A 13,153-nucleotide genomic window follows, 5' to 3' on the forward strand; every position below is an offset into this window, starting at 1 on the left:
GGGGGTACGGGGGCTCGCGTGTCGGGCAGCAACCTGCCTTACAACAGAACATTACCCCGTGCAGCTACGTGCACCACAAGATGCTGCACGCGGCACAGCTGGCGGGCCGACTCGTCGATGGGGCACGGTAATTCATGCGCCTGTCGGACGTTTCCGCCGCGGCATCGCCATCAACACGCCATTCCAATCCGCCTTTTCGTCGCCGACGCACGCCTTTCGCGCTGAGTAGAACGAATTGAGGAACGATGCAGAGTCTCCATATGCCGACCGAAGCAATACCCGATTCCATGGTCGAGCCGAACTCGTCGGCAGGCATCGGTGGGCAGTACCGCACGCATGCGGCGAGCACCCCCGAGGAACTTCTGAGCGCACTGCCGCTGACCGAGGCCGCGGCGCGTTCGGTGAGTGCCGGGCGTCGCCTGACCCGCCGCGTGCTGCGCGGTGACGACGACCGGCTGCTCGCCGTGGTCGGCCCGTGCTCGATCCACGATGTGAACGCCGGCCTGGCGTACGCGAAGTCGCTGGGCGAACTGGCCGTCGACCTCGCCGACGATCTGGCGGTGGTCATGCGGGTGTACGTCGAGAAGCCCCGCACGACGGTCGGTTGGACGGGGCTGCTCGCCGACCCGGCGCTGGACGGCAGCCTGGATCTCGACCGAGGGCTTCGCACGGTCCGCGCGCTGATGCTGGAGATCGCCGAACTGGGCCTGCCCATCGCGACGGAGTGGCTGAGCCCGGCGGCTCCGGCGTACCTGGCCGACCTGATCTCCTGGGGCGCCATCGGCGCGCGGACCGTGGAGAGCCAGGTGCACCGGCAACTGGCGAGCGGGCTCCCCATGCCCGTGGGCATGAAGAACGGCAGCACCGGCTCGGTGGGCGTGGCCGTCGACGCCATCCGGTCCGCGGCCGCCCCGCACGCCTACCTCGGCCTCGACCACGACGGCGGGCCGGGCGCCCTGCGCACGAGCGGGAACCCGGACTGCCATGTGGTGCTCCGGGGCGCGGCGGGCCGGCCCAACTACGGCGCCGGGGACGTGCGCGCGGCGGCGCGCCTGCTGTCCGCGGCCGCGCTGCCGACCGGTCTGGTCATCGACGCCAGCCACGGCAACAGCGGCAAGGACCACGAGCAACAGGCCCTGGTCGCCCGGGAGATAGGGGCCCAGGTCGCGACCGGCGACAGGGACATCCGCGGCGTGATGCTGGAGGGCTTCCTGATCCCCGGGCGCCAGGAACTCGGGCCCGGTGAGCCGGTGTTCGGCCAGAGCATGACCGACTCGTGCATGGGGTGGGACGCCACCGTGGACGTACTCCGGGATCTCGCGGCCGCGACCCGCAGGCGCCGTGCCGTGACGTCGTCCGGCCCTCCCACCGCGACCCGCTGACCCCTCTCCGCCTCGTGACCGCGCTGCGGGAGGCGGGGGTCCCGGCGACGCAACTGGTCATGGCGCCCTGCGACCACGCGACGGCGGACCTGATCGTCGAGCGCTCGGACCGTGCCGTCGTGTACGGCGGGCGTGGACAGGTACCGCGACCGCGGTGACGTCCGGCCCCAGGGCCCGGGCCGCTCGAAGCTGGTCGTGACCGCCGACGCGGACCGGCACACCGGGCTCGAACTCGCCCGCACGGGTGCGCTCTACCACGCGGGAACCGCGTGCACCGCGACCACCGGTGTGCTGGTGGAACACGATCCGGCGGGATTCGCCGCCGAACTGGCCGCCGCGCTCCGCACGGTGGCACCGGCCCGGCAGCTGGACGACGGGGCTCTGCTGCCGTGCATGCCCGAGGACGTCGCGCATCGGCTGGTGGCGGCGGTCCTGGACCGGGCGCAGGACGCGAAGGACGCGACGGTGCATCTGACGCCGCGCGTCGAACGGCTCGACGGCGCGGGCGACGGGGACGACGCGGGCTCCCTGGCGACCGTGACGCCCGCGGTCGTGGAGCTGGGGTCTGCGAGGGACCCACTGCTGTCGTACGAGATGCCCTTCCCGTGCGTATGGGTCGCGCCGTTCGAGCGCGCCGCCGCGGAGGTGCTCGACGGCTCCCTGGTGCTGGCGCTGCACACCGAGGACCTGGAACTGGTCACCGAGGCCGCGGAGTTCGCCTCGGTCTCCAACGTGTACCGGGGCCGGCCGACCTCGTGGATCCATCCGGACGTACCGCGCGACGGGTTCCTCGGCGAGTTCCTGATGCGCGCCAAGGGGCTGGCCCTCGGCGCGGAGAAGAAGGCGAATGAGAAAAGGAGTGACGCATGAAGATCAATTCCCGGAGTGACCTCGACTTCATGGAGCGCATACAGCAGGAGGTGGCCGCCCACCGCCGCGCCTCCCCTTCCGACGACGCCTTCTACGCGTCGAAGCTGGCCGACGTCTGGCACCGTGCGGAGCAGACGTCCGCCTACACCTCGCTCGGCACGTTCTCGATGCCGGCGTTCCTGGACCGGCACGCCACGTCCAAGGACGATCTCAAGACCAGGCCCCTCGACTATCTGCGGGTACCGGTCGACGCGGGGCGCGGTCGCGGCCGGCGCGCTGGCTCTGGGAACGTCCTCCGTGCTCACCGCTCCCGCGCAGGCCGCACCCGAGAAGGTCATGGACCTGGCCGTGGGGAACGACGGGGTCGTACACACCGATGTCGGGGACCGCGGACTGAGTGTCGGAGACGAGTTCGTGTACGCCGACAAGCTCTTCCGGGGCGGGAAGCAGGTCGGCAAGGACGGCAGCTCCTGCCAGGTGACCGAGCTGAAGGGCGGGAGCATCACCACCAACTGCGTCCTGTCGGTCCAGTTGCCGGGGGGCAGATCACCGCGCAGTCACTGTGGACCAAGGGCACCGACACCGTGCGCATGGCCATCACCGGTGGCACCGGCGCCTATCGCGGTGCCACCGGTGAACTGACGTGCTTCACCACAAGGCCCAGTGATCTGCGCGTGGAAATGATCCCCACATGAACAGGAGGGACGGAATGGACTCGCCTGCGACAACGCCGCCGCCGGTCGGCCGCCGGGAACGCAACAAGCAACGGGTCAGGGAACGCCTCTACCTGGCCGCGGTCGAACTCTTCGTGGAGAAGGGATACGACCACACCTCCATCGACGAGATCGCGGAGCGGGCCGATGTGGCACGGGGAACGTTCTTCAACTACTTCCAGCGCAAGGAGGACATCATCGGCGCCTGGGGAGAACGGAGGCGTGCCGCGCTCGTGACGGGCCTGGAGGAGAGCGGCGCGTTGACCCCCAGCTCGGTCGCGCGGCTCCGGCAGTGCATGGCGGCCCTCATCCGCATCAACCAGGAGGAGCCTCGACTCACCACCGCGATGCTCACCGCGTGGGTGAAGGCGGGCCGGCCGATCCTCGAGGAGCCGTATGTCGCGGAGGTGTTCGGCAAGATCGTCGAAAGCGGGGTGGCCCAGGGAGAGCTGAACCCCGGGATGTCGCCCATCGGGGTCGGCAACGTCCTGCGCGACGTCTACCTCGGGGCCCTCTACCGATGGGCCAACCAGTCGTCGGACACGGAGGCGACCGGATCGCCGGCCGAGGAACTGCACCAGATCCTGCAGCTCCTCCTCGACGGCATGACCGCGGCGAAGAACCCTTAGGAGGCCCCTAGGAGGCCCCTCCCAGGGCCAGCGCCACCGAGAGTGCCGGCGTCCGGTCCGCCGCCTCGGCGAACACCTCCTGAGCGGTCTGCCACTCCTCCGGCCGGGCCTTCGCATACGGTCGCCAGTTCCGTACGACGACCAGCATCCCCCGCTCCACCGCGCCCTCGGGCCAAACGGTGTGGTCGGAGAGGCTGTCCACGAGGGCGTCCCAGTTGCGGCCGAACCAGTCGGGCAGCGCCAGGGCACGGGCGGAGCGGTCCATCAGGCCCGCCTTGTCCGTGACCCCGTCGAGGTCCAGCGTGACCACGAGTTCCGTCATCTCAGCACCGCCCTGAACGATTCGTAGTGATCATCGGTGTAGTAGATCTCGCCGCCCTGCCCGGTGACAATGCGCCGGGCCCCGCGGTCGCGCGAGCCGGGCGTCCTGACGGTGTATTCGTGGTAGTAGCCACGCTGATGCCCGGGCAGCAGCCCCTCGAAGTTCCCGAACACGACGCCGTCCCTGGCGTAAGGGAAGGGCCCGCCCTTGTCGATGAGCGCGAGCGTCTGCCGCGCCTCGGCGGGAAGCCCGGACGCCTGGACGGTGGCCAGGTCGCCGACCCATGCGGGAGTGGCGGCACTCGACCTGCCGCCCGACGTCCCCGACGTCCCCGACGTCCCCGTTGTCGACGAACAACCCGTCAGAAGGACGACGAGACAGACCAGCATCCCGGCGAGCACCCGGGGGACGAACCGCAGCATCATGTCGCCGATGCTGCCACGGCCGCCCCCTTCCGACCCGCCGTCAGGACCCGTCGGGGTCCGCCCGGTTGAGCGCCGGCTTCGGCGTCTGACCCGACGTCATCAGCACGTCCGCGGCAGACGTGTCCGTCACCAGGCTGGTGACGAGCCCGGAACGCAGCACCGCGTCGATCGCGGAGGCCTTGCGCGCGCCGCCCGCGATCGCGACGACCTCGGGAACACGACGGAGCTGGTCGGTCTTGACCGTGATGCACCGCTCGCCGAGGTCCCGTCCGACCCGGCGGCCCTGGGTGTCGAAGAGGTGCGCGGACATCTCGGCGGCGACGCCGAGCGAGGCGTAGTGCGCGCGCTCCTCGTCGCTGAGCATGTCGTGCACCGTCGAGATACCGGGCTCCCAGGAACCGATGGAGACACAGGCGACGGTGACCTTGTCGAAGTACTCGAAGGCCCGCGCGATCCCCGTCTGGTTGCGCAGCGCCGCCGCGGTCGCCGCGTCCGGCAGCAGCATCGGCGCGTAGATCGGGTGGGCGTCCCCGCCGGACACCTGGGCGGCACGGCGCACGGCCTCGACGGATCCGCGCTCGGCGGTCCCGGCGTCGTACACACCCGTCAACTGCACCACCGTGCACGGCGCCAGCCGGTCGAGCGCGGCGGCCATGTGGATGGTGGAGCGGCCCCAGGCAAGGCCGAGCACATCGCCCTCGTTGACGAGTTCACCGAGCAGGTCGGCGGCGACCTCACCGAGGTTCTCGGGGTCGGGCGACTCCTCCGCGTCGGCAGGGGACTCCACCACGACGGCGTGCCTGAGGCCGTAGCGGGCACGCAGCGCGTCCGAGCGCTCCGCGTCCAGCTCCGCCGGGACGCGGATCTCGATCCGTACGAGATCCCGTTCGAGAGCCGTCTCCAGGACCCGGGCCACCTTGAAGCGGCTGACGCCGAACTCCTCCGCGATCTGGATCTTGGACTTGCCCTCCAGGTAGAAGCGGCGGGCCATGGCCGCCGCCTGCACCAGCTCAGCGGGTCCCATCCGCACTGCTGACCGGCCCGCCGACATACCCGACACGGCGATCTCCTCACTGCTGTTCACGCTGTGGATTCGCCGTTCATCCTTGCAGATCCGGCGTACTTGATCCGCCCCGATGGGCGGCGTTCACGTAGCTGTTCACGTTCCTGTTGGTCAGTGGTCGCATGCCCAGGACGCCTTGGCGGTCACCTTCTCCGCCTGGGTGCGCAGGGCACGTACCGCTTCGGCCGGGTCCTCGGCCCCGTACACCGCCGAACCGGCGACGAAGACGTCGGCGCCGGCCTCCGCGCAGCGCTCGATGGTGGAAGCGGAGACTCCGCCGTCGATCTGCAGCCACAGCTCCAGGCCGTGCTTGCTGATCAACTCGCGGGTGCGGCGAATCTTGGGGAGCATGATGTCGAGGAACGCCTGCCCGCCGAAGCCCGGCTCCACGGTCATGATCAGCAGCATGTCGAGTTCGGGGAGCAGGTCCTCGTAGGGCTCGATGGGCGTCGCGGGCTTCAGTGCCATGGAGGCGCGAGCGCCCTTGGCGCGGATCTCCCGGGCGAGCCGTACCGGTGCGGCGGCGGCCTCGACGTGGAAGGTGACGGACGATGCCCCCGCTTCGACGTACTGCGGGGCCCAGCGATCGGGGGCCTCGATCATCAGATGGCAGTCCAGCGGAGTGTCCGTCGCACGGGCCAGGGACTCTACGACCGGCACACCGAGCGTGAGGTTCGGGACGAAATGGTTGTCCATGACGTCTACGTGGAGCCAGTCGGCTCCTTCGACCGCCTTCGCCTCGTCCGCGAGGCGGGCGAAGTCGGCGGACAGGATGCTGGGGTTGATCTGCACGGCCATGACCCCAGCCTCCCATGTCCGGGCACGTTTGTTCGCGCCGGTCCGGACCTAAGCCGTTCATCGGATGTTGTCCGCGCACGGCGCGTGCCATGCTGGGCCGCCGACCGGCACCACGTTCGGCTACGGGGGTCGCCATGAGGCAGCTCTACGTCTGGAAGCACAACGCCATCGGGTTCGTGTGCGGGCGGCGCTCCAAGTGGCTGATCGTGGCCCTGTGGCTGGTGGTCCTGGTGATCGCGGCGCCGTTGGGGATGAAGCTGAACGACGCCCAGGACAACGACGCGCAGTCCTGGCTGCCCGGGTCCGCCGAGTCCACCCAGGTCCTCGATGTCTCCGGGGACTTCAGGCCCGAGCAGATCCCCGCGGTCGTCGTCTACGCGCGGGCGGACGGGCTGACGGCGCAGGACCGGCAGCAGATCGCCCAGGACGCCCAGCAGGTCAGGGCGCTGCGCGCCCACGGCATCCTCGGTGCGGAGACGAAAGGCCCGATCTACGACCGGCCGACTTCACCACGAGCCGCCCAGATCTATGTGCCGATCACCATGGACGCGCAGGGCTGGCAGCGGATCGCGCCCGCCGTCGACTCGATCCGTGACCAGGTGGGCAAGGGCGGCGGCGGACTCGCGGTGCACATCACCGGGCCGGGCGGCACCTCGGCGGACTTCTCCAAGGCCTTCGAGGGCATCGACTCGACCCTGCTGTTCTCGGCGATGGCCGTCGTGATCGTGATGCTGCTGCTCACGTTCCGCAGTCCGACGCTGCTGTTCGTGCCGCTGCTCGGGGTCGTGGTGGCCCTGTTCACGGCACAGGCGCTGATCTATCTCCTCGCACGGCACGCCGGCCTGACCGTGAACGGTCAGAGCGCCGGCATCCTCACGGTGCTCGTCTTCGGCGCGGGCACCGACTACGCCCTGCTCCTGGTCGCCCGCTACCGGGAGGAACTGCGCCGGCACGAGGACCGCCACGAGGCGATGGCGCTGGCCATGAACCGCGCGGGACCGGCGGTGCTCGCCTCCGGACTGACGGTCGTCCTGAGCATGCTGGTGCTGCTGGTCGCCGAGATGAACTCGACGCGCGGCCTGGGCCCGGTGGCGGCGATCGGCGTGACGATCGCCCTCCTGGCCATGCTCACCCTCTTCCCGGCCCTGCTGCTGATCTTCGGTCGCTGGATCTTCTGGCCGACCGTCCCGCACTTCGGGTCCGCCGATCCGACCGAACGCGGTGTCTGGGCCCGCATGGGCCGTCGTATCGCCCGCCGTCCCCGCGTGATCTGGGGCATCACGGCCGCGGTGCTCGTGGCCCTGTCCCTGGGCCTGTTCCAGTTGCGTGCGGCGGGAATCGCCAACGCGGACGCCTTCACCAACACACCGGACTCCATCACCGGGCAGAAGGTGTCGGCGCGTTACTTCCCGGCGGGCTCCGGCGATCCGCTGGTGATCGTCTCCAACAAGGCGCAGGCCACGCAGGTGGGCCGCGCCGTCGCCGCGGACCGCGGTGTCGTGCCGACGAGCATCGGTGTACCACCCGGCACCGCGCCCGAACACAACGGTCAGGTGCTGTTCGAGGCGACCATGCGCGCCCCCGCCGACAGCGACGCGGCCAAGGCGACCGTGCAGCGGGTGCGCGACGCGGTGCATGTCGTGCCGGGCGCCGATGCCCGGGTGGGCGGCGGCACGGCCGCCCTGCTCGACATGGAGAACGCCCAGACCCACGACAACTACCTGGTCATCCCCCTGGTCCTGGCCGTCGTCCTGCTCGTGCTGGGCATCCTGCTGCGCGCTCTGGTGGCACCGCTCCTGCTGATCGGGACCGTGGTGCTGTCCCTGGCCACCGCGCTGGGGCTGAGCGCCCTCGCCTTCCGGCACGTCTTCGACTACGCGGGCGAGGACGTGTCCTTCCCGCTGTTCGTTTTCGTGTTCCTGGTCGCGCTCGGCATCGACTACAACATCTTCCTGACCACGCGCATCCGCGAGGAGGCCTTCCACCGGGGCACCCGGCCCGGGGTGGTGACGGGCCTCGCCACCACCGGCGCGGTGATCACCTCGGCCGGCCTGGTCCTGGCAGGCACGTTCGCCGCGTTGGGCACGCTGCCGATGGTGGGCTTCGCGGAGATCGGTTTCGCGGTCGCACTCGGCGTCCTGCTCGACACGTTCGTCATCCGGTCCGTCCTGGTCACCTCACTCTTCCTCGATGTGGGAAAGAAGGTGTGGTGGCCGCACCGCCTGGCCCACCAGGACGGCGGAACGCCTGCGGCAAGCGAGGCTGTAGGTTCTCAAATCCGCTGACCAATCGCACCTCGCCCACCTGCACTGATCAGTCGCGTCGCAGTAGTGGCCATGAGTGGTTCGTCTCACGATCTTGGCCACTAAGTGGTCGAGTTCGGAAGTCCTTCAGAGGTTGACGCTGAGGAAGCTCCCGTGCTTGATGGTGGCGTGGAACGTGGCCGAAGTGCGAGTTGACCTTCAAGTTGGATGAAGGTCAACCATCGGGTCCATGGACGGCACCACGGAACTACTGAGCATCAGCGCCTTCGCGCGGCGAGTGGGCCTCGCTACGAGCGCCCTGCGTTTCTACGACGGTTGCCGTGTCCTCACACCCGCATCCGCACCATCCTGACCCCCTCCTGGTGCCCCACCCGTGTGAGGAGAGGCGTTGATGCTGTCCGGGATCAGTCACCCTGCGTATGGACATGCCTGCTCAGGGGAATTCACGGACAGTCGGTCTCTTCGGAGGAATGGGGCCAGTGCGCGAGACTGCCGGGCGAGGGAGCGGATTGCGTCCCTTCCTCCGGTGAGGGATAGATCTCGTAACTCGCGCGCATGCCGCTGAGGTCGAAGATCTTGAGCAGCCGCCCGGAGACGGACGCGATACGCAGCGAGCCTTCGTGTTCACGGACGCGTTTCGTGACGGCCACGATCACGCCCAGCCCCATCGAGTCCATGAAGGTGACGAAGCCCAGGTCCAGGACGAAGTGCTGGTGTCCCTCATCGACGAGCTTGATCAGCGCTTCGCGGATCATAGGGGCGGTGTGGGCGTCGACCTCACCGTCGACCTCGACAACGGTCCAGCCGTTGACCACGTCGTAGCTCACCATCATGCTCTCGTGCCGGATGATGTTCGTTCGCATGGCGATCCCTTCGGTTGCCCTGCCCGCGCCCGGTCTTCGGGCACAGCGCCGATACGCTGCTCGCCGATCCCGACGGCCGATCCGAACGCCGGCGACGCACACCGCCTCCGCGCCGTGTGGCGTACCCGGCGGCTGGGGTCAGGGGTGGATACCACGCAACGTGGCATTCCTGACCGTTGATGGATGCGGGTGAAGTAGGCACCATTCCCAGCAATGTCGTTCATGGTTGCGTTCCAGCGATCGGTTCAAGCGGCTGCGGGGACGGGGCCCTTGTCGGGGCACTGCTGATAGGTCTTGGGCATTGCTCGAGCGTGAGCCGGGGGGAGTCGGGTACCGCGGGCACGATGGCGTTCGTGATGTCCGTGTTCTTTCAGGCGTTCAGCCTTCTCAATGTGCACCAGACTCGAAGCGACCACACTCTCAAGGCGCTCTCCAACGAATCGGCCTTCGTCGCCACCGGCGCCGTGATCCTGCTGGCCCTGGTGGTCGAGACCGACGCGGCACACAAGTTATTCACCACGACGGACCTAACCGCCGGCCAGTGGCTGGTGTGCGCGGTGGTCGGCTCGGCCAGCCGTCGATCATGGTGGGCGGACGCCTCGAGGCCGTCCTGCGGACCGGACGGCCAAGCAGATACATAGGGACTGGAAGGTTGAGACCGCCGGCACCGGTCTGGACGTCGCGACGTGGCCTGCAGGGTCCCGGACCTGGCCGGGCTCGGCTCCCGGTCGGGGGCCAGGTGGGCGGAAGCCAGGCGAAGATGTCCGCGCCGGATTCACCACCGCCTGGGCGACCAGGTGAACTTGTCGCCGCCGACCCAGCGGACCACGCCCGGGTCGCCCAGATGTGCACGATGATGCCGGCCGCCAATGCGGCGAGCAGCACGTCGGTGATGGTCTTCGCCTCGCCGACCATTTCGCCGTCGATTTCCACGACCCGGAAGGGCGGGGTGCCGGACTGTACACCGAGCACCATGATCCGTGGGCTGCCGACATGCGGGACTGCGCTGTCGGTCACGATGAGCCTCTCCTCTCGGATCCGCGTCCGACAGCGCCCCGGCTGGTGAAGCACTCGGGCTCCGTCCGCTGGGCAGGCCATCGGGTCCGGGGCGGCGTCGGCGGGCGAGGTCAGTGCGGGAGTTCGGGTTTCGCCGGTTGATCGGGGCGGGGACGGATCTGCATGCCGGGGCGGCGTCCATGGACCGTCAGGTATTGGATGCCGCCGTCGCCCGCGGTGATGCTGCGCGTGGAGCCATGCGGGAGCCAGAGCAGCACGCCCTCGGCCACATGCTGCGGTTCTTCAGCCATGCCGATGCCGACAGTTCCCGCTCCGCCGACGACAACGAGCAGGACATCCAGGTCCGGCTCGGTGTGAGTCTTGATGCGCTCGCCGGGTGGCAAGTGGATGAAGTTGGCGTCGAGTTGGCGTCCGGGCTCGGCCAGTTTCCACAGTGCTCCCAAGGTTGCGGGCACCTGGCCGGTCAGCACCCGGGTGTCGCACAGGATCTGCGGGACAGCTTCCTGCGGGCCATCGACGGCGTGCGGCTCAGTCATCCGAGCCCGCCTGACGGCCGATGCGGACCTGCCACTGCTCGGGGCCCGACTCGACGTACTCCCAGGTGAAGGTGCCGGGGTGGGCGGACTGGAACTCGCGGCGCAGCGGCATGGGGTCGTGGTGGTTGACCAAGATGAAGGTCTCCCCCGGTGCCAGGCGGCCGAAGCGCGCGAAGATCCGCGGATGCCGCTGGCCGTGCGGGATCTCGCGTACGTCGATGACCGCCGGACTCTCCAGCCGGCCGCCGCTGAGCAGCGTGTCCAGATCCGCGACCAGAGTGGGTAGGTCGGCGCCAGGAAGGCGGACGAGGGCCGGCAGCAGCACGTTCCGCTCCACCGCGAGATGGGCACGCAGTACCGCCTCCGCAGTCAGCGCGATCGCGGCCGCGGAGGCTGCACTGTCGGCCGATGACAGCCTGTCGATGTGATGGTGCACCACGCTCGCGGTGGTGCGCAGCGCGCGGACCAGCAGCCGGGTCTCGGCCGCGCCCGCCGCGGCGGCGTACAGGGTTTGATCGCACGCGCTCAGGTAATGGCGCAGTTCGCCGGTGCAGAAGTCGGCCACGGCGGTGCGGACCGACTCCCCGGCGTCCGCGACGGGGTCGATCTCGGTCAGCGTGGCCAGCCGGCCCTGAAGCCGCTGGTTGGTCTGCTGCAGAACGCTCTGTGCCCGGACCACCGGGTCGGTCTCGGTCGACTCGATGTAGATCTCGGAAGGCGACGTCATCGTGGTGCCCCTTTTCTTTTCACCCCGCTGTTCGATTATTACATGTAGTATTCGTAAAAACCTGAGGTGTCCGGGATGCGAAGGAAACGGGATCATGACGTACGTGATCGCACAGCCATGTGTGGACGTGAAGGACAAGGCGTGCATCGAGGAGTGCCCCGTCGACTGCATCTACGAAGGGCAGCGGTCGCTGTACATCCACCCCGACGAATGCGTCGACTGCGGGGCCTGCGAGCCGGTCTGCCCGGTCGAGGCGATCTTCTACGAGGACGACGTACCGGGTGAGTGGCGGGACTACTACAAGGCCAACGTGGAGTTCTTCGATGAACTCGGCTCACCCGGGGGCGCGTCCAAGCTGGGCCTGATCGAGCGTGACCATCCGCTGATCGCCGCGCTCCCGTCACAGGGACAGGCGGCGAGCTGACATGCCCCCCGTGCCGAGGAGCCCGCGCCGCCGCGAGGTGCTGGAGGAATTGCGTGCCGCCCCGGCGCCTCTGGGCGTGACGGAGGTCGCCGAACGGATCGGCGTCCACCCCAACACCGTGCGCTTCCATCTGGACGCACTGGTCGCTGAGGGCCTGATCGAGCGGCAACTGGAAGAGCCCGCAGGCCCTGGCCGGCCTCGCACCGTCTACGCGCCGCAGCCGGGGATGGACCGCGCAGGCACCCGGAGCTACCGCCTGCTGGCCCAGATCCTGCTCAGCCACCTGGCGTCGACCGGACCCGACAGCGCACACAAGGCCGCCATCGAGGCCGGCCGGGCCTGGGGCCGCTTCCTGATCGACCCCGTGCCGCCCTTCCACCGTCCCACGGCCGAGGAGTCGGCGGTCCGGCTCACCGCCCTGCTGGACGATCTCGGCTTCTCACCCACGCCGGAAGGAGGAGGCGACGACGGGACGCCGGAGCGGATCCGGCTGCGGCACTGCCCCTTCCTCGAACTTGCCCAGGAGCACGGGCAGTTGGTCTGCTCCCTGCATCTGGGGCTGATGCAGGGGGCGTTGGCCGAGCTGAGGGCACCGATGACGGCATCCCGTCTGGAACCGTTCGCCGAACCGGACTCCTGCCTCGCCCATCTGGCCCCCGCGCCGCCCGCCGGCTCCGTCGCACCGTGAAGCGAGAAAGAACACCATGCACATCGCCGAGATCAGCACGAGTACCCGCCGCCGGGCACCCCTCCCGAACGGGCCGATCGCGCAACCACTCACCAGCCCCGACATCTCCGATCAACTGGCCGTCATCCACGTGGAACTGCCCGCGGGCGGCGCCATGCCCGAACACGACCACGGCGCCTCACAAATCGTGCTCATCCCCCTGTCCGGCTCGGTCGAGCTCCGTCACGACGGAACGAGACGGACGCTGTCCGCCGGTTCAGCCGCGCACTTCGCCACCGGGGAGCGCGTCAGCCTCGCCAATCCCGGCACGGAGCCGGCATCCCTCATGGTCGTGGCCTCTCCGCCGGAATTCGCAGGCCGGCTGGCGTCCTGGCCCCTCGCCTGACCGTGCGTGCAGGGCGCAGTGATCCGTAGGAGAAAGGCAGTACATCG

Annotated in this window: 15 protein-coding genes and 2 pseudogenes; 9 read left to right on the forward strand and 8 right to left on the reverse strand. The window is 69.2% G+C overall.

Going from position 1 to position 13,153, the window contains the following annotated elements; genetic code table 11:
• Positions 1-260 precede the first annotated feature (260 nt).
• The 4 genes and pseudogenes from ACYUED_RS07560 to ACYUED_RS07575 all read left to right on the forward strand — a co-directional run bounded on the left by ACYUED_RS07560 (position 261) and on the right by ACYUED_RS07575 (position 3,594).
• Positions 261-1,382 carry a 3-deoxy-7-phosphoheptulonate synthase gene (locus tag ACYUED_RS07560; RefSeq protein WP_491291515.1) on the forward strand — a complete coding sequence of 374 codons (1,122 nt, stop codon included), beginning with the start codon at positions 261-263 and terminating at the stop codon, positions 1,380-1,382.
• Between the two features lie 132 nt (positions 1,383-1,514).
• Positions 1,515-2,252 carry an aldehyde dehydrogenase family protein gene (locus tag ACYUED_RS07565; RefSeq protein WP_491291516.1) on the forward strand — a complete coding sequence of 246 codons (738 nt, stop codon included), beginning with the start codon at positions 1,515-1,517 and terminating at the stop codon, positions 2,250-2,252.
• A gap of 336 nt (positions 2,253-2,588) precedes the next feature.
• A pseudogene (locus tag ACYUED_RS07570) lies at positions 2,589-2,947 on the forward strand (allene oxide cyclase barrel-like domain-containing protein).
• Positions 2,948-2,961: 14 nt separating this feature from the next.
• Positions 2,962-3,594, forward strand: coding sequence for a TetR/AcrR family transcriptional regulator (locus tag ACYUED_RS07575; protein WP_491291517.1), 633 nt, complete (start codon positions 2,962-2,964; stop codon positions 3,592-3,594).
• Between the two features lie 7 nt (positions 3,595-3,601).
• Here the strand turns inward: ACYUED_RS07575 and ACYUED_RS07580 are convergent, their stop codons facing one another.
• The 4 genes from ACYUED_RS07580 to rpe form a co-directional block, all read right to left on the reverse strand.
• Positions 3,602-3,916 (reverse strand): barstar family protein, encoded by a 315-nt coding sequence (locus ACYUED_RS07580; protein ID WP_491291518.1) that lies wholly within the window; start codon positions 3,914-3,916, stop codon positions 3,602-3,604.
• Complete coding sequence (locus tag ACYUED_RS07585) at positions 3,913-4,341, reverse strand: guanyl-specific ribonuclease (RefSeq protein ID WP_491291519.1); 429 nt, start codon at positions 4,339-4,341, stop codon at positions 3,913-3,915. Before ACYUED_RS07585 ends, ACYUED_RS07580 begins: the two co-directional genes overlap by 4 nt.
• 40 nt (positions 4,342-4,381) lie before the next feature.
• Positions 4,382-5,425, reverse strand: coding sequence for a sugar-binding transcriptional regulator (locus ACYUED_RS07590; protein ID WP_491291520.1), 1,044 nt, complete (start codon positions 5,423-5,425; stop codon positions 4,382-4,384).
• Positions 5,426-5,515: 90 nt separating this feature from the next.
• Positions 5,516-6,202 (reverse strand): ribulose-phosphate 3-epimerase, encoded by a 687-nt coding sequence (gene rpe / locus ACYUED_RS07595; RefSeq protein ID WP_491291521.1) that lies wholly within the window; start codon positions 6,200-6,202, stop codon positions 5,516-5,518.
• 134 nt (positions 6,203-6,336) lie between these two features.
• Between rpe and ACYUED_RS07600 the strand changes: the two genes are divergently transcribed.
• Positions 6,337-8,487 carry an MMPL family transporter gene (locus ACYUED_RS07600; protein ID WP_491291522.1) on the forward strand — a complete coding sequence of 717 codons (2,151 nt, stop codon included), beginning with the start codon at positions 6,337-6,339 and terminating at the stop codon, positions 8,485-8,487.
• A 422-nt stretch (positions 8,488-8,909) separates the two neighbouring features.
• On the opposite strand, the gene ACYUED_RS07605 is transcribed toward ACYUED_RS07600, so the two are convergent.
• Positions 8,910-9,329: an STAS domain-containing protein gene (locus ACYUED_RS07605; protein WP_491291523.1), complete on the reverse strand. Its 420-nt coding sequence runs from the start codon at positions 9,327-9,329 to the stop codon at positions 8,910-8,912.
• A 179-nt stretch (positions 9,330-9,508) separates the two neighbouring features.
• Between ACYUED_RS07605 and ACYUED_RS07610 the strand changes: the two genes are divergently transcribed.
• Positions 9,509-9,970 (forward strand): cation-translocating P-type ATPase C-terminal domain-containing protein, encoded by a 462-nt coding sequence (locus ACYUED_RS07610; RefSeq protein WP_491291524.1) that lies wholly within the window; start codon positions 9,509-9,511, stop codon positions 9,968-9,970.
• A gap of 134 nt (positions 9,971-10,104) precedes the next feature.
• On the opposite strand, the pseudogene ACYUED_RS07615 reads toward ACYUED_RS07610, so the two are convergent.
• The 3 genes and pseudogenes from ACYUED_RS07615 to ACYUED_RS07625 form a co-directional block, all read right to left on the reverse strand.
• A pseudogene (locus ACYUED_RS07615) lies at positions 10,105-10,346 on the reverse strand (hypothetical protein).
• A gap of 110 nt (positions 10,347-10,456) precedes the next feature.
• The gene (locus tag ACYUED_RS07620; protein WP_491291525.1) at positions 10,457-10,882 is read right to left on the reverse strand and encodes a hypothetical protein; all 426 of its coding nucleotides are present in this window, start codon (positions 10,880-10,882) and stop codon (positions 10,457-10,459) included.
• Positions 10,875-11,609, reverse strand: coding sequence for a DUF2249 domain-containing protein (locus ACYUED_RS07625; protein ID WP_491291526.1), 735 nt, complete (start codon positions 11,607-11,609; stop codon positions 10,875-10,877). The genes ACYUED_RS07620 and ACYUED_RS07625 overlap by 8 nt, the downstream gene beginning before the upstream one ends.
• Before the next feature lie 94 nt (positions 11,610-11,703).
• On the opposite strand from ACYUED_RS07625, the gene fdxA reads away from it, so the two are divergent.
• The 3 genes from fdxA to ACYUED_RS07640 are packed head-to-tail and all read left to right on the forward strand — an operon-like array spanning position 11,704 to position 13,106.
• A complete protein-coding gene (gene fdxA / locus ACYUED_RS07630; protein ID WP_491291527.1) occupies positions 11,704-12,033 on the forward strand; it encodes a ferredoxin in 330 nt (109 codons plus the stop codon).
• A 1-nt stretch (position 12,034) separates the two neighbouring features.
• A complete protein-coding gene (locus tag ACYUED_RS07635; protein WP_491291528.1) occupies positions 12,035-12,721 on the forward strand; it encodes a helix-turn-helix transcriptional regulator in 687 nt (228 codons plus the stop codon).
• 16 nt (positions 12,722-12,737) lie between these two features.
• Positions 12,738-13,106: a cupin domain-containing protein gene (locus ACYUED_RS07640; protein ID WP_491291529.1), complete on the forward strand. Its 369-nt coding sequence runs from the start codon at positions 12,738-12,740 to the stop codon at positions 13,104-13,106.
• Positions 13,107-13,153 lie beyond the last annotated feature (47 nt).

The sequence above is a fragment of the Streptomyces sp. DF42 genome, assembly GCF_058267695.1.

Coding starts and splice junctions, on each gene's coding strand:
- ACYUED_RS07635 (WP_491291528.1), top strand. CDS start 12,035: ATGCCCCCCGTGCCGAGGAGCCCGCGCCGCCGCGAGGTGCTGGAGGAA.
- ACYUED_RS07560 (WP_491291515.1), top strand. CDS start 261: ATGCCGACCGAAGCAATACCCGATTCCATGGTCGAGCCGAACTCGTCG.
- ACYUED_RS07625 (WP_491291526.1), bottom strand. CDS start 11,609: ATGACGTCGCCTTCCGAGATCTACATCGAGTCGACCGAGACCGACCCG.
- ACYUED_RS07580 (WP_491291518.1), bottom strand. CDS start 3,916: ATGACGGAACTCGTGGTCACGCTGGACCTCGACGGGGTCACGGACAAG.
- rpe (WP_491291521.1), bottom strand. CDS start 6,202: ATGGCCGTGCAGATCAACCCCAGCATCCTGTCCGCCGACTTCGCCCGC.
- ACYUED_RS07585 (WP_491291519.1), bottom strand. CDS start 4,341: ATGATGCTGCGGTTCGTCCCCCGGGTGCTCGCCGGGATGCTGGTCTGT.
- fdxA (WP_491291527.1), top strand. CDS start 11,704: ATGACGTACGTGATCGCACAGCCATGTGTGGACGTGAAGGACAAGGCG.
- ACYUED_RS07610 (WP_491291524.1), top strand. CDS start 9,509: ATGGATGCGGGTGAAGTAGGCACCATTCCCAGCAATGTCGTTCATGGT.
- ACYUED_RS07575 (WP_491291517.1), top strand. CDS start 2,962: ATGGACTCGCCTGCGACAACGCCGCCGCCGGTCGGCCGCCGGGAACGC.
- ACYUED_RS07620 (WP_491291525.1), bottom strand. CDS start 10,882: ATGACTGAGCCGCACGCCGTCGATGGCCCGCAGGAAGCTGTCCCGCAG.
- ACYUED_RS07600 (WP_491291522.1), top strand. CDS start 6,337: ATGAGGCAGCTCTACGTCTGGAAGCACAACGCCATCGGGTTCGTGTGC.
- ACYUED_RS07640 (WP_491291529.1), top strand. CDS start 12,738: ATGCACATCGCCGAGATCAGCACGAGTACCCGCCGCCGGGCACCCCTC.
- ACYUED_RS07605 (WP_491291523.1), bottom strand. CDS start 9,329: ATGCGAACGAACATCATCCGGCACGAGAGCATGATGGTGAGCTACGAC.